The 22,375-nt window shown below is 47.8% G+C and carries 26 protein-coding genes and 3 tRNA genes; 19 read left to right on the top strand and 10 right to left on the bottom strand.

Annotation, left to right across the window (positions count from 1 at the left end):
* Nucleotides 1-108: 108 nt before the first annotated feature.
* On the bottom strand, nucleotides 109-579 hold the full coding sequence (locus B3S86_RS12645) for an NUDIX hydrolase (RefSeq protein WP_214852004.1): 471 nt from the start codon (nucleotides 577-579) through the stop codon (nucleotides 109-111).
* Nucleotides 580-708: 129 nt separating this feature from the next.
* Here B3S86_RS12645 and B3S86_RS12640 point away from each other — a divergent pair.
* From B3S86_RS12640 to B3S86_RS12610, 7 genes are all read left to right on the top strand, one after another.
* Nucleotides 709-785 (top strand) — tRNA-Met (locus B3S86_RS12640).
* Nucleotides 786-820: 35 nt separating this feature from the next.
* Nucleotides 821-897, top strand: a tRNA-Met gene (locus B3S86_RS12635).
* A 119-nt stretch (nucleotides 898-1,016) separates the two neighbouring features.
* Nucleotides 1,017-1,466 carry a tRNA (adenosine(37)-N6)-threonylcarbamoyltransferase complex ATPase subunit type 1 TsaE gene (gene tsaE / locus B3S86_RS12630; protein WP_035410846.1) on the top strand — a complete coding sequence of 150 codons (450 nt, stop codon included), beginning with the start codon at nucleotides 1,017-1,019 and terminating at the stop codon, nucleotides 1,464-1,466.
* Entirely contained in the window at nucleotides 1,463-2,116 is a 654-nt protein-coding gene (gene tsaB / locus B3S86_RS12625) for a tRNA (adenosine(37)-N6)-threonylcarbamoyltransferase complex dimerization subunit type 1 TsaB (RefSeq protein ID WP_290753153.1), read from the top strand. The genes tsaE and tsaB overlap by 4 nt, the downstream gene beginning before the upstream one ends.
* 13 nt (nucleotides 2,117-2,129) lie before the next feature.
* Nucleotides 2,130-2,564, top strand: a complete 435-nt coding sequence (gene rimI, locus B3S86_RS12620; protein ID WP_290753150.1) for a ribosomal protein S18-alanine N-acetyltransferase — start codon at nucleotides 2,130-2,132, stop codon at nucleotides 2,562-2,564.
* The gene (tsaD, locus tag B3S86_RS12615; protein ID WP_035410838.1) at nucleotides 2,561-3,568 is read left to right on the top strand and encodes a tRNA (adenosine(37)-N6)-threonylcarbamoyltransferase complex transferase subunit TsaD; all 1,008 of its coding nucleotides are present in this window, start codon (nucleotides 2,561-2,563) and stop codon (nucleotides 3,566-3,568) included. The genes rimI and tsaD overlap by 4 nt, the downstream gene beginning before the upstream one ends.
* Before the next feature lie 28 nt (nucleotides 3,569-3,596).
* Nucleotides 3,597-4,166 (top strand): hypothetical protein, encoded by a 570-nt coding sequence (locus B3S86_RS12610; RefSeq protein WP_290753145.1) that lies wholly within the window; start codon nucleotides 3,597-3,599, stop codon nucleotides 4,164-4,166.
* A 46-nt stretch (nucleotides 4,167-4,212) separates the two neighbouring features.
* On the opposite strand, the gene B3S86_RS12605 is transcribed toward B3S86_RS12610, so the two are convergent.
* The 3 genes from B3S86_RS12605 to B3S86_RS12595 form a co-directional block, all read right to left on the bottom strand.
* Nucleotides 4,213-4,872, bottom strand: coding sequence for a haloacid dehalogenase type II (locus B3S86_RS12605; RefSeq protein ID WP_035410831.1), 660 nt, complete (start codon nucleotides 4,870-4,872; stop codon nucleotides 4,213-4,215).
* 69 nt (nucleotides 4,873-4,941) lie between these two features.
* The gene (locus B3S86_RS12600) at nucleotides 4,942-5,397 is read right to left on the bottom strand and encodes a flavodoxin (RefSeq protein ID WP_035410828.1); all 456 of its coding nucleotides are present in this window, start codon (nucleotides 5,395-5,397) and stop codon (nucleotides 4,942-4,944) included.
* Between the two features lie 106 nt (nucleotides 5,398-5,503).
* Nucleotides 5,504-5,824: a winged helix-turn-helix transcriptional regulator gene (locus B3S86_RS12595; protein ID WP_214852009.1), complete on the bottom strand. Its 321-nt coding sequence runs from the start codon at nucleotides 5,822-5,824 to the stop codon at nucleotides 5,504-5,506.
* A gap of 183 nt (nucleotides 5,825-6,007) precedes the next feature.
* On the opposite strand from B3S86_RS12595, the gene B3S86_RS12590 reads away from it, so the two are divergent.
* Nucleotides 6,008-6,406 (top strand): DoxX family protein, encoded by a 399-nt coding sequence (locus B3S86_RS12590; RefSeq protein ID WP_035410825.1) that lies wholly within the window; start codon nucleotides 6,008-6,010, stop codon nucleotides 6,404-6,406.
* Between the two features lie 19 nt (nucleotides 6,407-6,425).
* Nucleotides 6,426-7,019, top strand: coding sequence for a flavin reductase family protein (locus B3S86_RS12585; RefSeq protein WP_035410823.1), 594 nt, complete (start codon nucleotides 6,426-6,428; stop codon nucleotides 7,017-7,019).
* Nucleotides 7,020-7,149: 130 nt separating this feature from the next.
* On the opposite strand, the gene B3S86_RS12580 is transcribed toward B3S86_RS12585, so the two are convergent.
* Both B3S86_RS12580 and B3S86_RS12575 read right to left on the bottom strand, forming a co-directional pair.
* On the bottom strand, nucleotides 7,150-7,572 hold the full coding sequence (locus B3S86_RS12580) for a hypothetical protein (protein ID WP_290753134.1): 423 nt from the start codon (nucleotides 7,570-7,572) through the stop codon (nucleotides 7,150-7,152).
* Nucleotides 7,572-9,473 carry an ATP-binding cassette domain-containing protein gene (locus tag B3S86_RS12575; protein ID WP_290753302.1) on the bottom strand — a complete coding sequence of 634 codons (1,902 nt, stop codon included), beginning with the start codon at nucleotides 9,471-9,473 and terminating at the stop codon, nucleotides 7,572-7,574. Before B3S86_RS12575 ends, B3S86_RS12580 begins: the two co-directional genes overlap by 1 nt.
* 167 nt (nucleotides 9,474-9,640) lie before the next feature.
* Between B3S86_RS12575 and B3S86_RS12570 the strand changes: the two genes are divergently transcribed.
* The 9 genes from B3S86_RS12570 to B3S86_RS12530 all read left to right on the top strand — a co-directional run bounded on the left by B3S86_RS12570 (nucleotide 9,641) and on the right by B3S86_RS12530 (nucleotide 17,250).
* The gene (locus B3S86_RS12570; protein ID WP_023469604.1) at nucleotides 9,641-10,300 is read left to right on the top strand and encodes a redox-sensing transcriptional repressor Rex; all 660 of its coding nucleotides are present in this window, start codon (nucleotides 9,641-9,643) and stop codon (nucleotides 10,298-10,300) included.
* On the top strand, nucleotides 10,300-10,497 hold the full coding sequence (locus B3S86_RS12565; protein ID WP_029342825.1) for a twin-arginine translocase TatA/TatE family subunit: 198 nt from the start codon (nucleotides 10,300-10,302) through the stop codon (nucleotides 10,495-10,497). Before B3S86_RS12570 ends, B3S86_RS12565 begins: the two co-directional genes overlap by 1 nt.
* Before the next feature lie 7 nt (nucleotides 10,498-10,504).
* On the top strand, nucleotides 10,505-11,284 hold the full coding sequence (gene tatC, locus B3S86_RS12560; RefSeq protein ID WP_035410816.1) for a twin-arginine translocase subunit TatC: 780 nt from the start codon (nucleotides 10,505-10,507) through the stop codon (nucleotides 11,282-11,284).
* A 104-nt stretch (nucleotides 11,285-11,388) separates the two neighbouring features.
* Nucleotides 11,389-11,464, top strand: a tRNA-Ala gene (locus tag B3S86_RS12555).
* A 223-nt stretch (nucleotides 11,465-11,687) separates the two neighbouring features.
* Nucleotides 11,688-15,434 (top strand): S8 family serine peptidase, encoded by a 3,747-nt coding sequence (locus tag B3S86_RS12550; RefSeq protein WP_290753131.1) that lies wholly within the window; start codon nucleotides 11,688-11,690, stop codon nucleotides 15,432-15,434.
* 127 nt (nucleotides 15,435-15,561) lie between these two features.
* Complete coding sequence (locus tag B3S86_RS12545) at nucleotides 15,562-15,720, top strand: hypothetical protein (RefSeq protein WP_034801002.1); 159 nt, start codon at nucleotides 15,562-15,564, stop codon at nucleotides 15,718-15,720.
* A 120-nt stretch (nucleotides 15,721-15,840) separates the two neighbouring features.
* Nucleotides 15,841-16,293, top strand: a complete 453-nt coding sequence (locus B3S86_RS12540; protein WP_290753123.1) for a hypothetical protein — start codon at nucleotides 15,841-15,843, stop codon at nucleotides 16,291-16,293.
* A gap of 13 nt (nucleotides 16,294-16,306) precedes the next feature.
* Entirely contained in the window at nucleotides 16,307-16,816 is a 510-nt protein-coding gene (locus B3S86_RS12535) for a hypothetical protein (RefSeq protein WP_290753120.1), read from the top strand.
* Complete coding sequence (locus B3S86_RS12530; protein WP_290753117.1) at nucleotides 16,783-17,250, top strand: hypothetical protein; 468 nt, start codon at nucleotides 16,783-16,785, stop codon at nucleotides 17,248-17,250. Before B3S86_RS12535 ends, B3S86_RS12530 begins: the two co-directional genes overlap by 34 nt.
* Nucleotides 17,251-17,303: 53 nt before the next feature.
* On the opposite strand, the gene B3S86_RS12525 is transcribed toward B3S86_RS12530, so the two are convergent.
* From B3S86_RS12525 to B3S86_RS12510, 4 genes are all read right to left on the bottom strand, one after another.
* Nucleotides 17,304-18,308 carry a FecCD family ABC transporter permease gene (locus B3S86_RS12525; RefSeq protein WP_197026239.1) on the bottom strand — a complete coding sequence of 335 codons (1,005 nt, stop codon included), beginning with the start codon at nucleotides 18,306-18,308 and terminating at the stop codon, nucleotides 17,304-17,306.
* Entirely contained in the window at nucleotides 18,308-19,309 is a 1,002-nt protein-coding gene (locus tag B3S86_RS12520; RefSeq protein WP_035410802.1) for a FecCD family ABC transporter permease, read from the bottom strand. Before B3S86_RS12520 ends, B3S86_RS12525 begins: the two co-directional genes overlap by 1 nt.
* Before the next feature lie 78 nt (nucleotides 19,310-19,387).
* On the bottom strand, nucleotides 19,388-20,299 hold the full coding sequence (locus tag B3S86_RS12515; RefSeq protein WP_035410799.1) for an iron-hydroxamate ABC transporter substrate-binding protein: 912 nt from the start codon (nucleotides 20,297-20,299) through the stop codon (nucleotides 19,388-19,390).
* Nucleotides 20,300-20,302: 3 nt separating this feature from the next.
* On the bottom strand, nucleotides 20,303-21,094 hold the full coding sequence (locus B3S86_RS12510) for an ABC transporter ATP-binding protein (RefSeq protein ID WP_214852023.1): 792 nt from the start codon (nucleotides 21,092-21,094) through the stop codon (nucleotides 20,303-20,305).
* A gap of 185 nt (nucleotides 21,095-21,279) precedes the next feature.
* On the opposite strand from B3S86_RS12510, the gene B3S86_RS12505 reads away from it, so the two are divergent.
* The gene (locus B3S86_RS12505) at nucleotides 21,280-22,338 is read left to right on the top strand and encodes an NAD(P)/FAD-dependent oxidoreductase (RefSeq protein ID WP_056064111.1); all 1,059 of its coding nucleotides are present in this window, start codon (nucleotides 21,280-21,282) and stop codon (nucleotides 22,336-22,338) included.
* Nucleotides 22,339-22,375 lie beyond the last annotated feature (37 nt).

Below are 22,375 nucleotides of genomic sequence, written 5' to 3'. Positions count from 1 at the left end.
ATCTGCAGATTGCAGGTCGGTTTTTTGTGTGTAGTCCCGAAAGAAATAGAAAAACTGACAAGTGAACGTCAATCCGTCATCAAGTCAGTTTTAAGACAAGCATCTAGATTAAAAAGAAGGTGTTGTATCAAGAAGGCGAGACTTGATTTGACGTAATAGCGCTGCAGCACGCGCTTCAAGAGGTGCTGGTAATTGATTTAAGGAGAAATATTGTAAGTCGAGACTCTCTCCATCTGTCATTTGTAATGTACCGGATACGTCTTTTGCTTGAAAGAGATGAATCACACTGTAGGTTTGGTCACCATTTGGATAACGGAAGAAGTAATCAGGACCAGAAAAGACGTCTAGCAGTTGAACGCTTTGTGCTTGAAGTCCGGTTTCTTCCTGCAACTCACGCATCGCGACTTCTTCAAGTGTCTCACCCGGTTCCATTGAACCACCGGGGAGCCCCCAACTGTGCGTATCCGAACGATATTGAAATAGCAGTTCAAATTGTGAATTCATGACGAGTACGGTCGCGCCTACACTGATCAACGGTCGATTTCCTACGATTTTTCGTAAATCTAATAAGTATCCCATCTGTTCACTCCTTTCGTATCAGTATAGAAGAATATTCATTAGGACAGTTAGTAAAAAGAAATGAGGCAAAAAGACTTGCCAATTTAAAAAACACATGTTATATTAATATCTGTCGAAACGTTATATCATCGCGGGGTGGAGCAGTCTGGTAGCTCGTTGGGCTCATAACCCAAAGGTCGTCGGTTCAAATCCGGCCCCCGCAACCAATTTTTTAAATAATCAAATCCGAAACGTTTATCGTCGCGGGGTGGAGCAGTCTGGTAGCTCGTTGGGCTCATAACCCAAAGGTCGTCGGTTCAAATCCGGCCCCCGCAACCAATTTTAAACTTAACTTCAACTTTACTACGAAACGTTCAGCGTTTCGTATTTTTTTTTGCCTTTTTCGTCCGGTACAATAGAGAAGGACGAACAGTACGTATTAAGGGAGGAGACATCGTATGATAGAACTGGAAATGAACAGCTTGGAAGAAACGACTGCCTTAGCTCTTGAACTCGGACGACGTGCTGAAGCAGGGATGGTCATTACGCTTGACGGAGATTTAGGTGCTGGGAAAACGACCTTTACTCAAAGCTTTGCGAAAGGATTAGGTGTGACGCGTCATGTCAATAGCCCTACCTTTACGATCATGAAAGTCTATACGGGACGTCTCCCTCTCTATCATATGGATGTTTATCGCCTGGAAGGTTCCGGTGATGATATCGGACTTGAAGAATATTTGAATGGTGAAGGCGTCGCCGTCGTCGAGTGGTCTGAATTGATTGCGGACAGCCTTCCACCGGAACGGTTGGCAATCACGATTACACGAACGGGTGACGATAGCCGCCGTTTTGAGCTGACACCGATCGGAGAACGATACATTACATTATGTGAGGGATTGAGATCATGAAAATCGTAGCTATTGATACATCGACGAAACAATTATCGGTCGCTCTTTCAGACGGAAAACAGATCATAGCAGAAGCTTCTTACGTCACGTCTTTGAATCATGCGACAAAACTCATGCCGTTGCTTGAGCGCTTGATGGTGGAAGCAAAATGGACACCATCCCAACTGACACGCGTCGTCGTTGCTGACGGTCCTGGTTCTTATACGGGATTACGGATTGGTGCGACAACAGCGAAGACACTTGCCTATACACTCGGTATCGAACTGGTTGCGGTCTCGACACTTGAGTTGATGGCGGCTTCGACAGGTCATACGGGACGTGTTGCAGCGATTCAAGATGCACGACGCGGATCAGGTTTTGTCGGAGTATACGACGCTGGGCAACGAATCGGTGAAGAACAACATGTCGAAATCGCCTCTTTTGTGAAGACGTTAGCGCCAGATACGCTCGTCACAGGAGACGTCGATACATTTGAAGAACTTCTTCAACCATTTGAAAAGGCGGCTCCTGCGTTTCGGACGCCGCGTGCCGGAGTGCTCGCCTTACTCGGTGCAACACGCGAGACAGTCGAAGCGCATACGTTTGAGCCACGTTACCTGCGTCTGGCTGAAGCAGAAGCGAAATGGATCGAGGCACAGCGTCATGAGTAAGGGGATTCGTCGCATGACCGTAAACGATGCTGCAGGTGTTCACGCCGTCGAACTCGAATCGTTTGCGACACCGTGGACACTGGATGCCTTCGAAGCAGAAATGACACAAAATCCGAATGCCTATTATGTCGTTGCCGATCAAGATGGTATCGTCGGATTTGCTGGTCTGTGGCATATTGCGGATGAAGGACATATTACGAATATTGCCGTCAAGAAGTCGCACCGCGGACAAGGACATGGGGAAGACTTGCTAACGGCATTGATCGCGGTCGGTCGTGCACTCGATTTACGAGCGATGACACTTGAAGTACGTGTCTCGAACACACCGGCGCGAACCTTATATGAAAAACTCGGATTTCACTATGTTGGTATCCGAAAACGATATTATCAGGACAACAATGAAGATGCTGCCATCTATTGGCTGGAGCTGGAGGGAGAAGACTTATGACACAACCATTGATTCTAGCAATCGAATCGAGCTGCGACGAAACGGCGGCTGCCGTCGTTCGTGGAGGAACCAACGTCTTATCGAATGTCGTCTCGTCTCAAATTGAAAGTCATAAACGATTCGGTGGAGTCGTGCCTGAAGTGGCATCACGACATCATGTCGAACGAATCACATACGTCATCGATGATGCGTTGACGGAAGCAAACGTAACGATCGACGATATCGATGCGATCGCTGTTACGGAAGGTCCCGGACTGGTCGGGGCATTACTCGTTGGTGTCAGTGCGGCAAAGACACTTGCTTTTGCGCATAATAAGCCTTTGATCGGTGTTCATCATATCGCAGGTCATATCTACGCGAATCGTCTCGTACAAGAGCTTGAATTCCCGCTCGTCTGTTTGATTGCATCAGGTGGGCATACGGAACTGATTTACATGCCAGAAGACGGTGTATATGAAGTCATCGGTGAAACACGAGATGATGCAGCAGGGGAAGCCTATGATAAAGTCGCTCGAACATTGAAGTTACCGTATCCAGGTGGTCCACGAATCGATCAGTTGGCACAAACCGGTCAGGATACGTTCCATTTTCCACGCGTCTGGCTCGAGAAGGACTCGTATGACTTTAGCTTCAGCGGTTTAAAGTCAGCGGTCATCAATGCCGTGCATAACGCTGAGCAACGGGGAGAAGTGATCATCCCGGAAGATTTAGCTGCGAGTTTCCAAGCGAGCGTCGTCGAAGTCCTCGTGACGAAGGCGATCCGTGCCGTGAAGGATAAAGGGGGACGCCAACTGCTGCTTGCTGGTGGTGTCGCTGCCAACAAAGGATTACGTAACGGTCTCGAAGCAGCGTGTGCGAAGGAAGGAATCGATCTCGTCATTCCGCCGATGCACTTGTGTGGAGACAATGCAGCGATGATCGGAGCGGCTGCGATTCATCCATATCGCGCGTTACGCTATTCGACACTTGCCATGAACGCAGAACCTGGGCTAGATTTAAAGTAAGGAATCCGAACAACTTGGGGGAAATGGAATGAAAAAAGTCATCATCGCATTGTTAGCGGTACTGGTCATCGTCGCGATCGGACTTCAGGTCCGAGAAATCGTCAACGCATACCAAGTCGCCTATAAGGAAGAACTCGTACCCGATAAGAAAGCGGTCGAGACGAACACGAAACAACGTCCACTTTACGAAATCGGACGAGCAGAAGGGGAAAAAACCCGGATTCAAAAGTTGTACGCTTTTGATCAGACAATCAATGGGAAGCTCAGTAACGTCGTCATCGTCGATCGGAAGTACGGTTTAACGAACAAGGCGAGTGATGATTATTTCATGGTTGCTCCCGGAACACCAGTGACGAATCAAGAGAAGAAGTCATTCGAACCGATGATTCAAAAGATGGATGCGGAACAAGTCCAAGCAGAAGTGATCTCGAAGCACGAGGTGACAGCTGTTGAAAACAATAAAAAACGGACTGTGACGTTATTTAAGGTCTTTTATAAAGATACGGATCAAAACGAGTACCTCTTCTTCATCGAAAAAGAGGGCGGGCTGAAACTCGATCTATTCAAGAAGGGCTACTCACGTCTTTCCAATTACTAATCCATTAAAACAGCGGATTCCTAAAAAGGAATCCGCTGTTGTTCGTTCATTGCCATTCAGTGATACCGGTCAAGTCATCATAGATGCGATCCGGATCAAGATTTAATTCTTCGACCGGAAGTCCGTTTCGATTGATCCATGCCGTTTTGAAGCCGAAACTCTTTGCCCCGGTGATGTCCCAACCGTTCGAGGACATGAAGAGGATCTCCTCGCGTTTTAAACCGAGTGTGTTCAACGCATGCATATAAGAAGCAGGTGCTGGTTTATAGTGTTTGATGTCATCAACACTGACGAGATGTTCGAACCGATCGGCTAAACCTGACTGTTCGATCAACGGATCGAGCATATCATGGGAACCATTTGAGAAGACGACCAAACGCTTATGCGCCATCGTCTCGAGAACAGAGCTAACTTCTGGGTACACATCAAGTGTCAGGTACGTCTCCATTAAAGTCGTGATTTGTTCCTCGGTCACATGAAGCTTCAGTTCGAGTAACGTATAGCGGAGGGCATCTTGTGTCACTTGGCTGAACGGCACATATTGTCCGTTTAATTGTCGGAGGAAAGAGTACTCCAGTTGTTTCTCTCGCCAGCGTTTACTGATCGCTTCTCCGTGTCCCGGATACAGCTCCTCTGCTTGTTCTTTGACGGAATGGACATCGAATAATGTACCGTAGACGTCAAAGACGAGTGCTTGAATCGTCATAAAAACATTCATCTCACTTTCATAGAGTCTGTTTTAAGAATTCCCTTACATGACGGATTCAAACGATACTTATGAATGGACCTGTTGCAAAAAGCGATGAAACGTCTGTGCGAACGCGCGACAAGCGGCTTGTTTCTCCGGTGTGTTCGGATCAAACTCAATCTTCAAGCCATCCGTGACGATGGTCGCCCCAGCTTCTTTTAATGCGTCTTCAATCAAATCAACGGCTGCGCAATACTTCGGATAATCAAGATCACCCGAGCCAAAAGCAGCAGCCGGCATCCCGTCTAAAAATTGTTCCCGTAGCTCCTCGACGAAATCTTCTGCTTCATACGGTAAATCACCGTCTCCCCATGTATATGAGCCGAGTAATAGACCATCAAAACGTGATAGATCCTCCCCGACGAATTGATCCAGTTCTGTAATCGTCACGTTGACATCGTGTTGCTCGAGCTCACGTTGAATGATCGAGACGATATCTTCCGTATTACCGGACATGCTGACGAATCCAATTGCAATCTGCATGCATGTTCCTCCTTTCGCTGTACTTCCTTACTTTAATTGATAATGATTATCAATGTCAAAAGATCATATAAAAAAACACCTTCCGAAGAAGATGCTTTTTCATACATTAGTCTTGTAGTTCGGCCCATTCCTCAATGGAACGAATGACCGGTTCGAGTTGACGCCCTTTGTCGGTCAAACTGTATTGAATCTTAATCGGACGATCGGGAATGACAGTCCGGATGACGATGCCTTCCGCTTCGAGCTCCTTCATACGTTCCGTGAGCATGCGACCTGATAATTCGGGGATGGCATCTTGAATCTCATTGAAACGACATGTCTTCGTCAACAAGTGACGTAAAATCAGACCTGTCCATTTCTTACCTAAGATTTCAAAGGCATGTTCGACTTTGGGACAAAGAGCCGTTTGGATTGCGACTTCTTCCATCAGCACTCATCCTTTCTATAGTTGTAGTATACCCGCTTCTGCTAAAAAAATCGAATCATTTTACTTAATGTAACAAAAAGAACTAAAACAAATCTATTTACTTTTAGTAAGTGATGAGATATAGTCTGTTTATCGAGTTACTTAAAGTAACTTAAAAACATTAGGTAAAAGGAGAAGAGAGAAATGATGGATACAGGACTTTTAATCATTCGTTTAATCATCGGTTTAACATTTGCTGCACACGGTACACAAAAATTATTTGGTTGGTTTGGTGGACACGGCATCGCTGGAACAGGCGGTTGGTTCGAATCAATCGGCATGAAGCCAGGGAAGGCACTCGCAATTACAGCGGGTCTTGCTGAATTAATCGGTGGATTATTGTTTGCAGGCGGGGTATTCCTCTGGATCGCTGCAATCCTCATCATCGGTTCGATGCTTGTCGCGATCGTTAAAGTACACGGTGCGAATGGTTACTGGGTGACGCAGAACGGGTACGAATACAACATGGCATTGATCGTTATCGCCCTTGGAGTGGCGATGATCGGTGCTGGAGACTATTCACTCGCTGCACTCATCGGGTGAGGAAAAAGGTGGGTCATTCATGAAGTTCGAGGCATCAACGCTTAGCGCAAAAGACAATTATAAATTACTGATCGGAAGCATCATTCCGCGTCCGATTGCCTTCGTGACGACGCTAGGGGAAGACGGGACGGTCAACGCCGCCCCCTTTTCCTTCTTTACGGTCGCATCAAGTAGTCCGCCACAACTGGTGATTGCCGTACAACGGACGGATCAGGGACAAAAGGATACGGCACGTAATATCCTAGCAAAACAAAGCTATGTCATCCATATCGTCAGCGAAGAAATCGTCGACGCTGTCAATGAGACGGCTGCGCCACTCGCTTACGGTGAAAGTGAACTCGAACGGACGGATTTAACGCTCGTCGATAGCGACGCAATCGACGTGCCCGGAATCGCGGAAGCGAAAATCCGGTTCGAGATGCGCTTGACGCAGCATGTCGAGCTAGAAGGTGCCGATCTTTTGATCGGGGAAGTACTGCGCTATCACGTCGCGGATGAACTCGTAGAGTCGTTCCGGATCGATGCGGCAGGATTGAAGGCTGTCGCTCGTTTAGCGGGAAATGATTATGCGACGATCGGGAAGACGTTTACGATTGCCCGACCGACAAAATGATAGAAGTGTGAATGCTTGATTCATCGTACGATTCGTTTTGATTCAAATAAAAAGGAGTGGAGAGACCGGTCTAGCTACCGGAATCTCCACTCCTTTTTTCATATCGCGTATCTAGTTCATCGATCGGACTTCAAGGTTGTGAATCGATTTCGTTCGAAGAACCTTCGAGTCCGTGACGTTTACTATACTGATAACCATCGAGCAAATAAAAAATGATTGCCAGCGCCCAAACCCCGACACAGCTGATCAAGAAAGCGGTGAGCGGTGAGACACTACCGTAATACGATAGGATCAACGGGTCAGTGAGTTCGACGAACAGTTGTGTCGTCAGGAGCGTACAGCATAGTCCAGAGAGTAGACTGACGAAAAGACCGCTCCATGTCTGGATGACAAGTCCGATCATGCAAGAAATCAGAAGGAACAAAGGAAGCGCAGCATTAAAGGCATCCGGGCGGATGAAGGTCGACACGTAGTCCGCATACATCGGAACGAAATAAAGAATACCGGATAACAGTCCTTGAATCAGGTTGATGAAAAAGCTTTTCGTTCGCATCAGTGTTGGTTCTCCCATCGTTCCATCAATTCGAGTAGATCGACATCGATCTGGTCCCGTTCCGCAGATAACGCTGTCGCTTTTGGAATATCATTAAAGACTTCCGGTTCGCAAAGCAACTGTTCGATTTCCGCTGAACGCTGTTCGAGCCGTTCAATATCTTGTTCGAGTTGTTCGATTTGCTGACGGCGTTTTTTTTCTTCTTTCTGTGCTTCTTTGTCGATCGTCTTCGATGCCGTGACTTTTACCGCTTTTGCCTCTTCGGCTTCAAGGCGAGCGATTTCTTCTTGTTCGGCCTTCTTCTCTGTGTAGTACGAATAATCGCCGAGGTATTCTGTCACACCAGCTTCACTCATCTCGATGACGCGTGTCGCGATCCGATCGATGAAGTACCGGTCATGGGAGACGAAGAGTAGCGTACCTTCATAGTCGACGAGAGCGTTCTCAAGGACCATCTTCGAATCAAGATCCAAGTGGTTCGTTGGCTCGTCAAGGATGAGGACGTTAGTCTTCCGGAGTTTCAGTTTTGCGAGCGCGAGACGTCCGCGTTCGCCACCAGACAATTCATGAACGATTTTGAAGACATCGTCGCCGCTGAACAGGAATTGTCCGAGCACAGAACGGACTTCTTGTTCGCGCATCAGTGGCCATTCGTTCCAAATCTCATCGATGACACGGTTCCGGTCATTGAGTTCCGCTTGCTCTTGATCGTAATACCCGATCGAGACGCCGGTGCCGAAACGGAAATCACCGAAGAGAGGACGTAAACGACCGACGAGGACTTTTAAGAGCGTCGACTTCCCGATTCCGTTCGGTCCGACGAGTGCCAGTGATTCACCGCGTTGCAAGCGGAACGTGATGTCTTTTGAGACAGCTTCTTCGTAACCGATTGCCAATTGATTGACTTGAAGAACGTCATTCCCGCTCTGTTTTTCGATTGGGAAGGACAGGACCGTACTGCGTTCATCTCCATCTGGTCGATCGAGCCGGTCGACCTTCTCGAGCCGTTTTCGAACGCTTTGAGCACGCTTTGTCGTCGTCGCCCGAGCGATGTTTCGTTGAATGAAGTCCTGCATCTTTGCGATTTCTTCTTGCTGCTGTTCGAACTGTTTCATTTCTTGATCGTACAATGCCGCTTTTTGCTCGAGGTACTTCGTATAGTTCCCCGTGAACTTACGACAGACATTACGAGAGAGCTCATAGACGACATTGACGACTTGATCGAGGAAGTACCGATCGTGCGAGACGATCAGAACGGCACCACGATAACCACCGAGGTAACTTTCAAGCCAAGCAAGCGTATCGATATCCAGGTGGTTTGTCGGCTCATCGAGAATGAGAAGCTCTGGTGCTTGCAGGAGCATCTTCGCTAAGGCGAGCCGTGTCCGTTGACCCCCGGACAATGTCTGAATCCGGCGCGAGTAATCATCCGGATAAAAGCGCATGCCGTGCAGGACGGAGCGGATATTCGCTTCGAACTGATAACCACCGGCTTCTGAGAAGTCGTGTTGCGCTTGATCATACGTCTTCAAGAGACGATCGTACGCGACCGGGTCGTTCAAAATGTGCTCCATGCCCATCTCGATTTCCATCCGGCGCAGTGTCCGTTCTTGTTCTTGCAGATGTTCAAAGACGGTCAGCATCTCGTTCCAGATCGTCTCATTCGATTCGAGACCACTGTCTTGCGCGAGATAGCCGATTTTGACATCTTTACCTTTCATGATATCGCCCGAGTCATGACTGAGTTCACCAGCGATGATTTTGAGCAAGGTTGATTTACCGGCACCATTTCGACCGACGAGCGCAATTCGGTCGCGCTCCTGTACTTCTAGTTTGATATTTTCTAAAATCGGCTCGACGCCGAATGATTTCGAGAGTTGGTTGACTTGTAAGAGTATCATTTCCATCCATCCTTCCACCTTTTAGTCTATCACGAACAAAAGCGCGAGGTCCTGCGGAATATATTATTTGTGACTCTATGTGAAGTGGTTTACAATCAAGGAGAGTAGAAAGCTTTTTGCAAAGATTTGGGTGCCACGATGGATGTGGCCGAAGGGGGAACTGCAGGATGAATGGACCAGACACAAAAATTCCACAAGCGACAGCAAAACGGTTGCCGCTATATTATCGTTTCATCCAAAGTTTATACAATTCAGGTAAGCTCCGCGTCTCTTCTGCTGAGTTAAGCGAGGCGGTGAAGGTTGATTCAGCAACGATTCGTCGCGACTTTTCCTACTTTGGGGCACTAGGGAAGAAGGGGTATGGATATAACGTTCAACATCTCTTAACGTTTTTCCGGAAAACCTTGAATCAAGATGAGGTGACGAATGTCGCCTTGATCGGGGTCGGTCATCTCGGAACAGCGTTTGCAAATTATAACTTTTTAAAGAATAATAGTACTCGGATAGTCGTTGCGTTTGATGCGGACGAAGAGAAGGTCGGAACAACGACGCATGACGTTCCAATCTATCATGTTTCGGACATGAAAGAACAAATCGAAGCGAATCAGGTCGATGTCGCCATCTTGACGGTTCCATCCCAGTTCGCACAGTCAGTAGCGGATGAGTTAGTCGAGTATGGTGTGACAGGCATTCTGAACTTCACGCCTGCACGGTTGAACGTGCCAGCGAGCGTTCGGGTTCATCACATCGATTTATCGATCGAGTTGCAGTCGTTAGTTTATTTCATGAAGCATTATTCGCAATCAGCTGAAGGAGTGAAATCATAATGGAAAACCTTATCCCGCTCACGCTAGGTATCGGACCTGCGAGTATCGGATTAATCGCTGTCGTCGCGTTGATCATCTTCGGACCGAAGAAGTTACCGGAATTCGGTCGTGCTGCCGGTCAAACATTGAAAGAGTTCAAGAATGCCACGAACGGCATCATGGACGACGATAAAAAGGACGAACCGAAAGAGAAGTGATTGAATCATGACGGTTGATCAAGAACAAAGCATGACGTCGCACCTAGACGAACTGCGTAAGCGGATTGTCTGGTCGCTCCTCATCGTCGTCGTCCTGTTCGCTGTCGCATTTCCGCTCGTCCGACCGCTCGTCCGTTTTCTGCAAGCGGACTTAAAAGAGCTCGGTATCGGATTAAATGCCTTCAACGTCGCCGATCCTTTAATGTTGTATTTGAATCTTGCGTTCATCATCGCGCTGATTTTAGCGTCACCGTTCTGGATGTATCAACTGTGGGCATTCGTCCGACCAGGGCTTTATGAAAAGGAACAAAAAGCAACACTGACATATATTCCAGTCATCTTCTTTCTATTTTTGGCTGGTGTAGCCTTCTCGTATTTCTGGTTGCTTCCTTTCTTGCTCGAAGTCTCAACGGATCTCGGGAAAGAATTGGGGATCGAGCAAGTCATCGGGGTCGAAAACTACTTCAGTTTCTTGATCCGGTTGACGATGCCGTTTGGTCTTCTCTTCCAATTGCCGGTCGTGACGATGTTCCTGACACGTCTTGGTCTTGTGACGCCATATTTCATGCGAAAGAATCGGAAATATGCGTATTTCGCGCTGTTCGTCGTTGCGGCATTGATCGCACCGCCGGACGTGACGTCACACTTGATGATCTCAGTGCCGTTGTTCGTTCTCTATGAAATCAGTATCTTGATTTCTGCGCGGACGTATAAAAAGGTCTTGATCCTCGAGCAACAGGCAGAGCTTGAACGACAGGCGGATTTGATGCGTGAATTGAATAAATGAATCGTGAATTCCTTCCAGCAATTTCGGGAGGAATTCTTTTTTATGAAAGCGTTATGTTTATATTGATAAAGCAGTTAGCGATGCGTATACTAAAGATAATTCATGGGGGCTTAGCTCAGCTGGGAGAGCGTTTGGCTGGCAGCCAAAAGGTCGTCGGTTCGATCCCGATAGTCTCCACCAAGTGCATACGTTCAACTCCTCGAGTGCTCGAGGAGTTTTTTTTATGTTCCCAGTTAAATTCCTTCCAAATATAAAATGTCACCAAAAAGAAATAAATTAAAAAAATAGACAAATATAAATTGTTTATTTCCATTAACTTCATTAAACTAAAAATACAGAATTTTCTTTAAACTGTTTTATTAGTATTACTACTATGGTTTTACAGAAAAGGGGAAACGAACGCATGAAGAAGAAGATTGCACTTATGGCAGCCGTCTTAATGACGTCTTCCAATCTAGTCAGTGCGCAAGGTGCACTGTCCTCGCAAGACAAAGCGACGGGTCAAAAACCGCAGGCGCTCTCACTGAAGAAATCGGGGCAAGAAAAGAACTACAAACAATCGGATAAAGTCCGAGTCGTCATCGAGATGGAACAAAAACCGGCGATTCAAATCGCCCAATCTCAAAACAAGCGGTATAGCACATTGAGTAATGCCGAAAAGGAATCGATCAAGGATCGACTCGTCAGCGTCCAAAAATCAGTCAAGTCAGCTATCGCTAAAAAGGCGATTCCTGTTACATATAAAGAAAGCTTCACAACCGTCATCAACGGATTCAGTGGTGAAGTGAAGTTCGGTGACATCGAAGATATCAAACAACTCGAAGGAGTCAAAAGTGTACATATCGCGCACGAATATGCGCGCCCAACCGTCGATAAAGGTGCCAAGCCAGACATGCTGTACAGCAAGGACATGGTCAATGCGAAGGAAACGTGGCAGGACTATGGCTTCAAAGGGGAAGGAACCGTCGTCGCGGTCATCGATACGGGGATTGATCCATCGCACAAGGACATGGTCTTGAGTCCAGAGACAAAGGTGGATTTAACCTCTTCGAAGGTCGAGAGTGCGAAAGAAACAAAAGGCTTAAAAGGAAAGTACTTCACGGAAAAAGTACCGTACGGCTATAACTATGCCGATCACGACAGCGAAATCCGTGACTTAGGTGCGGGGGCATCGATGCACGGGATGCACGTCGCAGGTACGGTCGGAGCAAACGGGGATGAAGCGAACGGCGGCATTAAAGGGGTCGCTCCAGAAACACAGCTCCTTGCGATGAAGGTCTTCGGTAACGATCCAGGGATGCCATCGACATTTAGTGATATCTACATCAAAGCAATCGATGATGCCATCGCACTTGGAGCGGACGTCATCAACATGAGCCTGGGTTCGACGGCATCGTTCGTCAACGCAGATGATCCGGAGCAACGCGCGATCGTCAACGCGATGAACAACGGTATCTTGTGTGCGATCTCTGCTGGTAACTCGGCGTTTGCAGGTCATGGTGCGGGTAATCCATATACAGCAAACCCGGATATCGGTGTCGTTGGTGCACCAGGATTGACGAGCCAGGCGCTCCAAGTCGCGTCACTCGAAAATACGAAATTGACGCTTGAAGGCATGGCGCTGACGATTGACGGTCAGGATGCCGGTTATTTGGCATACCAAAAACAAGATTCGCCGAATCCGATTGCCGTCTTCGATAAAGAGAAGAAGGATGTCGTGTATGTCGGTGACGGTCAAGCTTCGAACTATGAAGGTAAAGACGTCAAAGGGAAAGTCGTCTTCGTCGTGCGGACAGGTGATTTTAACTACAGCATGATTCAAGCAGAAGCTGAGAAGCAAGGCGCAGCAGGTGTCATCGTCCGTGGTAAAGTCGATCATGGGGATTACGTCAGCATGGCGCTCAACAATCCGACGATTCCACTCGTGACGCTTAGCATCGCGGACGGGAATGATCTCGAAGCAAAAGCAAAAGAAGGCAAGGCAATCGCAGTGACATTTGACGGAAAAGCGGTCTCAACCGATAACCCGGTCGCAGGACAAATGTCTGACTTCACGTCATGGGGTGTCACGCCAAGCCTCGACTTCAAGCCGGAAATCACGGCACCAGGTGGGAAAATCTATTCGACGCTTAATGATAACGAGTATGGCGTCATGAGCGGTACATCGATGGCAGCACCACACGTCGCTGGTGGAACAGCACTCGTCATGCAACGGATTGCGAAGGACTTCAAAGTCACTGGTGCAACACGCGTTAAACTCGCCAAAAACATCTTGATGAATACATCGCGTCCGCAACTCGATCAAGGAAAATACAACGCACAATTGAAAACAGGCAACTTCTACTCCCCACGTCGTGAGGGAGCTGGACTGATGGATCTTCGTGCTGCGATGAAGACACCAGTCGTCATCACAGAGACAAAGTCAGGTGAAGGCAAGGCATCCTTGAAGGAAGTCGGCGAGAAGTTCACATTCACGCTTGATTTAAAAAACTACAGCAATGAAAAAGTGACGTATAAGCTAGCGGGAACGGTTCAATCAGATCTCGGTGCAAAAGGATCGAACTTCCTTGAAGCAAATGGAATCTTCAAAAAAGGAACGATCGGTACGGTAGATGCCAACACAGGCACATACCCGATCTCATTTGCAGTCGGCTCGAAGAAAGCGAGTTCAGTCTCGATTAATCCGAAGAGCTCAACGAAAGTCAGCGTGTCCGTCGATTTGAAGAACACGACTGACTGGGCGAACGAGCTTCCGCTTGAACAAGTCTTTAAAAACGGCTACTTCGTCGAAGGATTCGTCGGTCTGATCGATACGAAGAGCAAAAATCCAGAACTGACAGTTCCTTATGTTGGATTCAAAGGAAAATGGGATCAAGCTCCGATTTTAGATGCACCATTGTACGATAAAAACAACACGTTCTACGGATTGACAGGTCTAGCGACTGAAGTGAAGGATGATTTCGAATTCCTTGGTACGAATGCCGCTGGAAAAGTTGTCGCGAACAAAGTCTCGTTCTCACCGAACAACGACGGTAGCGCAGATGAAGCTTTCCCGATCATCTCATTCCTTCGCAATGCGAAAAAAGTCGAGTATTCGATTCTTGACCGGAATAAAACAACACTTCAGAAGCTTGATATGCAAACGGACGTCGTCAAGAACTACTATGATAGCGGTTCAGAGGACGGCTACACACCAGTCACAAGCGCTGCTTGGGACGGAACGATCAACGGGAAACCGGTCAAAGATGGTCTTTACTACTACAAAGTCAAATCGGTGATCGATTATCCGAACGCAAAATGGCAGACGAATCTCTTCCCAGTCTATGTCGATACGAAAAAGCCAGCAGCTACTGTGAAATGGGATGCTGCGAAATCAACACTTTCATGGACAGCAGGCGACCAAGGAACAGGAGTTGCGTCATACGATATCCTCGTCAATGGCAAAAGTGTCTTAAAGCAACCACTTGCCGCAACAGAAAAAGCGTACACGTTGACGGATCTGCCGGAGCGCGCGAAGATTGCCTTCGTCGTCAAAGACTATGCTGGAAACAGTGTGAAAAAAGACGTCAACACGACAGGCGTTGATAAAGCCGTACCAAATGTTCAAATCGATACACCGGTCGCTCTTGGTCTTGCAACATCAAAAGTCATCAACACTGCGGGTCATGTCTCTGATGAGTCAGGTATCAAATCGTTTAAGATCAACGGCAAAGCCGTTAAACTACGTTTTGATGCTGCCCAACAAAACTATGCGTTCAGCCATGACGTGACGTACACGACGGATGGCGTCAAGTCATTCAAGGTCGAAGCATACGATGGAAAAGGGAATCGTGTGGCGTTCAACCGTCAAGTCATCATCGACACAGAATTACCAACGATTCGCGTCACAGCACCAAAAACCGTCTCAAGTAAAACAAAAACAGCTGAGATGAAGATCGTACTTCGCGATAACTACAGCGAATTACGCTTCGACTTCAATGGTAGCGCGGAATACCGCCGGACGTTCAAAGAACCGTACGTCATGAAAGCCTTCAAAAAGACGATCACGAAAAAAGTGACGCTCAAAAAAGGAAAAAACACGTACAACTTGAAACTGAAGGATCTGGGTGGACACGTCGTTACGAAAACAGTCGTCATCACGAAAAAATAAGTTAACAATGAATAAGCCAGGCGGAAATCCGTCTGGCTTTTCGTTGTGTGTCGAAGCGCCTTGAAGGGTTTATGAGACGAGTGGAGGGGGAAATTTAAGAGCAGAAACAATTAGAGGGGGAACGACCATGAATCCGTTTACGACATTAATCGCCTTCATCGTGGGGTGTCTCGTCTTATATCTCGGTATCCGTGACAAAAATGGCTGGCTAATCGGTGTCGCGTTGATACCGCTCGCGATCGTTGCTTATAGTGTCATCTATCTGATCATCCAGGTCAGTGCATAGTCTCTAATGAAAGATGTCTTGTCCGAAGCGACAAGACATCTTTTTTTTGAAAAATCGCACTACAGGTGAAACCGATACAGTAAAATGTAAGTATATGACAGTATAGAGAGGTGGGAGATCATGGAACACGTACATACACAAACGGAAGCATTAGCGACGTTATACGAAGAGATGCACCAAAAGACAAAGACCGGCATGTGGGTCATGCTTGCGGCATTCTTAGCACTCAGTAACACACTTGAGATGCCAGTTTATGCGATGATCGTCCCATTATTGTATTTTGGCTATGACATGCTCGTACAACGCAAGCGGTTCGCGCTTGTCGCGAAATATTCATCAAAGGCATCAGCAAAACGGCTCTATCAGGTGCATGTCTTGATCGGGATCTTACAATACGGAGCGCTTGCCGGTTTGATTGTCTGGGCAGCCGATCGCCCGCACATGTCCTTCTTGATCGGACTCGTCATCGTCGTCATCCCGTTCTACTGGATTTGTCGAAAAACGCTAGAGTTCGTCTCACGAAAGATCGATCCAACGTATGTGACGGAAAAAGAAATTCATCAAGCTCGCTAAAGGAGAAGGTACTATGCAAACGGCTCGTGAAGAACGCCTACAAAAACTTGCCCTCGCGTACCGGGACGTCGAATGGCTCGGTACACGCTGGTATTGGAACATGTTTCTATTCATAACAGTCGGTATCTTAATTGAATGGACGGATCTCCCGATGCTGATTTTGACGATTCCAGCCGTTTTTCTCGCCTCCGATTTTCGCTACCAACTAAAAAAACGAAAAATTTTAGACGGCTACATCTCAAAAGCGCAGGTCCGTCGCCAATTTTTACTCCGCATTGGTAGTCACGTCCTGCTGTACGCCGTCTTGACGGTCGTCATCACCCAGACGATCGAGAGACCGTTCTGGCAGATGCTTCTAGCAATTTTTGCGATTTTAACACCACTTTATTTCATCAGCGAATGGATCATCCGACGTGACGGAGCGCGCGATCCCGATTATATCAGTGACGTTGAGGTAGCCCGCTTCGTCAGACAGAAAGGAACATCGCAATGGAACACCTATTCGAGCGACAAGCACGTCTGAACCTATTGGTACGTCCTGTGCGTTCCGTCGCCTATTTCTTTTTGGTCCCTGGATTGATTTTTGCGGTACCTGCTTGGTTTATGCCGACAATTACATCCGTCTTTCTTCAGATCATGCTCTTTTGTCTTTGCGCGACAGCAGTCTCTCGAGAAATTGTCCGTCTACGGCTCATGAAGTCATATTTAACACCAACTATGTATCAACAAACCGTTCAAAAGGTCGCTCGTCTGACAATCATCGGGTATGTCGTTGCATGGCTGATCGCCGTCGTCATGCTGTCGATTCCAAGTGCTCCTGGTTATTTATTCGTCGTCTTCCTTTTTTGGATTGGTGGGTTTAGTCTTGGTGTCACTCGAATGAATCGGTTAGCCAAACAAATCGATCCAGCCTACGTCTCGATGGGGGAAATCGAACGTGCGTGGTGGAAACGGTAAAGCAAAAAATCCGCATCAATCAGCGAAAGACGCTGTTTGATGCGGATTTTTGATTATTTCTTCAACAAGAGATAGATAAAATAAGGTGCTCCGATTAAGGCGACGACGATTCCAGCTGGCACGCCGTCCGGTCCCGCAATGTTGCGTCCGATCGTATCAGCGAACGCAAGCAACCATCCGCCGAGCAAAAGGGCAATCGGCAAGAAGAACTGATGCCGTGGTCCAACGAGCGCGCGGGCGATATGTGGCGCCATCAGACCGATGAAGGAAATCCCACCCGTGACGGAGACGGCAGCAGCGGCAAGTGCGACGGCTGTCAACAAGAGTTGGATCCGTTCTTTTTCAAGCGCGACGCCGACACCGATTGCGACCGGTTCATTCAAGGCAAGGAGATTGAGTTTATTCGCCTTATAGAACGTCAGCGGAATCAAGACGAGTAGCCACGGTAAGAGTGAGTAGACGAAGATCCAGTCCGTCCCCCAGATGTTACCAGCGAGCCACTTAGCGATGAAGTCGACCTTTTCACGACGCGTCGACGAAATCAGAATGACCATGATTCCGGAAAGCGCCATCGAGAAGCCAACACCAGTCAAAATCAAGCGAATCGGTTGCAGTCCTTGCACACGGTCGTATGAGAATAGATAAATCGCCATCGCGGTCACGAGTGCACCGAGAAAGGCAGCGATCGGTAACAGATAAATGAATGATCCGACATCGACCGGGAAGTACAGGAAAAACAAGGCGACGGCGACACCAGCTCCGGTATTGATGCCGATGATACCAGGATCAGCGAGTTCATTGCGCGTGATCCCTTGGAGGATCGAACCGGATAAAGCGAGTGCCATTCCTGCCATGACGGTGATGAGCAGTCGTGGTAAGCGGAGCGAATAGAGGACGAACTCCTCTTTGAACGAGCCGTTTCCAAGTAACGTCGGCAACAAACGATCATAGGATAGGGAAGCAGGTCCGAGACCGATGCTGACGACGAGTGTTGCGATCAATAGTGCCAGTAACGTCCAAAACGTCAGTTGCTGGCGACGACGTAAACGAGATTCCATCATGAGAAAGCACGCCCTCCTTTCCGAACGATCAAGAGGAAGAATGGTAGTCCGAGCATTGAGACGATCGCGATGACCGGAGTCTCGTAGGGAGCATACAATGTCCGACCGATTGTATCGGCAAGTAACATGAACGTCGCACCAAAGATCGCGGTCATTGGCAGGATGAACCGATAGTCCGTCCCGACGATCGCGCGGACGATATGTGGAATCATCAGCCCGATGAACGCCATGTTACCGACGAGTGCAACAGCAGCACCTGCAAGCAGAATGACGACAACATAAAGTACTGCTTTGATCCGCTGGATGTTCTGCCCGAGTCCGAGCGCGACTTCTTCCGATAGACTGAGAATCGTCAATTGTCGGGAGAAGATGAAGGCAATCACAATCCCGATCGCGATGACCGGAGTGATGACTTGCAGTTGTCCCCATGTCGACCCGACGAGTCCACCGGACGTCCATTGTGAGACATCTTGAGCGATCTTGAAGTAGATGCCGATGCCTTCCGCAATCGCATACAGAAAGGCTGAGATTGCAGAACCGGCAAGGACGATCCGGAGTGGCGAAAAACCACCTTTTTTCGAAGCACCGATTCCAAAGACAAGTGCTGCCCCAAGTGCTGCTCCGAAGAAACAAGCAATCATGATACCGAAGTACTCAATTTTCGGGAACAGGACGATGACGAGTGCAAGTGCTGCGTTCGCACCCGCCGTCAGACCGAGCAGACCAGGATCGGCGAGGGGATTGCGTGTCATCGCCTGCATGATGGCACCCGATACACCGAGTGCTGCTCCGACGAGGATTGCTGCTAATTCCCGTGGCAGGCGGATTTCCTGGACAATTTTTGCTTTTTCATTCAACGGTCCGAACGTCAAGGCGTTCCAGACTTCGCGGATCGTCGTATCGGCAGCGCCGAACGTCATCGCGATCCAGAACATCCCGAAAAAGAGGACAAGACCGAGTGTGATTTTTATGCCGAACGGAATTCGACCAGCTGACATGAATGTCGCCTCCATTTCTGATTCAGGGAGTGAGCCGCAAAAAAAGGAAGGGATCCCGCAGGTTCCCTCCCTTATTTATTATGCACCAAGGAAACTTTTCTTGAAGAACTCGAGTTGACGTTCGAGTGTGAGAGGATCATTGAAGTAGAACTCCTTCGAATCGACTTCGAAGACATGATCGTTTTTGACGGCTGGAATGTTTTTAAACGTATCCGTTTTCGTGAATGAGTTGTCCGCTTCTGCGCTCTTGCTGAAGACGAGGTAGTCGCCTGCATATTCAGGGAGGACTTCTGGTGACAACGCATAGTAACCATCTTTTAATGCCATCTTCGTGACTTTATCCGGCATTTTTAATTTCATTTCTTGATAGAGAATCTCTGTTCCACGACCCCAGTTGTTGCCGAAGACGTAGAGTTGTTTATCGAAACTTTCGATGACAGAAACAGTAGCATCTTCACCGATTTTTGCTTTGATGTCTTTACCGGCAGCAGCGGCACGTGTTTTGAAGTCTTTGACCCAATCGCGTGCTTCCTGTTCTTTGTTGAGCAATTTACCGATTTCGATATGTTGCGTCAAGTAGTCGACTTTTCCGTATGTGTACGTGACCGTCGGAGCGATTTTTTTGATTTTGTCGAGGTTTTTCGTTGTCGAGTAGCCGATGATCAAGTCAGGATCGAGTTCGATGATTTTTTCAACGTTCTCTTCCGAAACTTCCGTGACATCTTTTAGTTTATCGAACTTCGGATTCGCTTTTGACCACGAATCAACACCAACGACAGGAACGCCGAGTGCCATGACGTTGCCGGCAAAACCAGCGAGGACCACGACTCGTTTTGGATGAGCTGGAACTTTAATGTTTCCATTTTCTGATTTATATGTGATCGTTTCGTTTTTCGAACCAGATGCTGCGTCGTCTTTTTTCTCTGTATTGCCACACGCTGCGATGACGAGCGTGAGAATGAGTAGAACCGGTACAAGTAGTTTCTTCATGATTTAATCTCCCTTGATTAAGTTGTAGGTGATACACATCGGCTTGTTCGTCCGCGGATCGCGTCCGATTTCAGCATCGATATGGAATACTTCTTGTAAGACATCTTTTGCGATGACTTCCTCACACGTGCCGGCTTTGACGACTTCGCCGTTTTTCATGGCGATAATATAGTCGGCGAAGCGTGCCGCTTGATTCAAGTCATGCAGGACCATGACGATCGTCCGTCCTTCGGTCCGGTTGAGATATTCGAGCAGTTCGAGCACCTCGAGTTGGTGGGCGAGATCAAGATAAGTCGTCGGTTCATCGAGAAAGATGATATCTGTCTCTTGAGCGAGTGCCATCGCAATCCAGACCCGTTGACGTTGACCACCGGACAGCGCATCGACTGGACGATGTTTGAACGCCATCGTGTCCGTTGCTTCGAGTGCCCAATCGATGATTTCATAATCGTGTTTCGTCAAGCGTCCGAATCCTTTTTGATAAGGAAAACGACCGTATGAGACGAGCTCTGCGACCGTTAGACCGCTTGCACTTTCCGGAGTTTGTGGCAGGATAGCCATCTTCCGAGCAAGCAGCTTCGTGCTTTCCTTCGCGATATCAAGACCATCGAGCAACGCACGTCCCGATTGATGGGGAATGATCCGTGTCATCGCTTTCAGCAAAGTTGATTTGCCGCATCCGTTCGCGCCAATGATCGTTGTGATTTGACGATCGGGAATTTGGACGGACAAGTCTTTGACGATGGGACGATCACCGTAGCCGATATTGATTTCTTCTGTTGCTAGACGTACCATACGCGACGACTCCTTCGTTGTTCTCTCCATTTTTCAATGATAATGATTATCACTATCGTCTCATTAACCATACCAGTCTCATAAAAACGCTGTCAACATTTTTTCTTGTGTTCAAGAGATGTTCACGTTATCATGAGAGAGTGAGAATGATAATCAATAACAATCAAGGATGAGGAGTGAGTGAGATGAGGGAACAGGAGTTGTTCGACGTAACAATCATCGGTGGAGGACCAGCAGGGTTATATTCGACGTTCTATAGTGGTCTTCGAGGTATGAAGACGAAATTGATCGAGTATCAAGCAGAACTCGGAGGAAAACTGCACGTCTATCCGGAAAAGATGATCTGGGACGTCGGTGGACAGCCGCCGATCACTGGTGAAAAACTCATGGCTCAACTCGTCGAACAAGGACTGACATTTCAACCGACTGTTCAATTGAATGAAAAGATCATCTCGATCGCAAAAGACGTCTTCGGTAACTTCGTCTTAGAAGCGGAATCGGGGCAGATTCATTATTCGAAGACGGTCATCGTCGCGGTCGGCGGTGGCATCCTCAATCCACAAAAATTAAAAGTCGAAGGCGCGGAACGTTTCGAAGTGTCAAACTTGAACTATACGGTTAAATCGATTGAACGCTTTAAAGGAAAGACCGTCATCGTCTCAGGTGGTGGGAACTCAGCGATCGATTGGGCAAACGAACTCGAACCGGTCGCGAAAAAGGTCTACGTTACGTATCGGCGAGATTGTTTTTCAGGGCACGAGGCGCAAGTTGATCAACTTGTCAAAAGTTCGGCGGTCTGCCTCCTCAATACGACGATTCACAAATTAATCGCCAGTCCCGATCACCAACGGATCGCGTCGGTTGAATTGATCGACTGTCAAACAGATGAGGTCGTCGAGATTCCAATTGATGAAGTCATCATTAATCATGGGTATGAACAAGATGCGGCGCTACTTGACGCGTGTGACCTCGATATTGCACGGGTCGATGACTTCTACATCGCCGGGAATGCCGCGAGTGAATCGAGTGTACCGGGACTATATGCAGCAGGAGATATTCTTTCGCACGACGGGAAGGTCCATTTGATCTCGGGCGCGTTCCAAGATGCGGCAAACGCCGTCAACCGGGCGAAACGCTTCATTGAGCCGGAAGCGCCAAAAGTGGCGATGGTGTCGTCACACAATGAGGTCTTCAAAAAACGCAATCGTGCGTTGATTGAGGAACGCGTTAATCAACAATCTTAAAAATTATGAAAACGTCCAAAATGCTTGGAAACAAGCG

This window comes from Exiguobacterium sp. UBA3968, from assembly GCF_002385115.1.
Classification (GTDB): Bacteria; Bacillota; Bacilli; order Exiguobacteriales; family Exiguobacteriaceae; genus Exiguobacterium_A.
The sequence above is the reverse complement of the archived record's forward strand: the minus strand, read 5'-3'. Positions and strand labels throughout refer to the sequence as shown.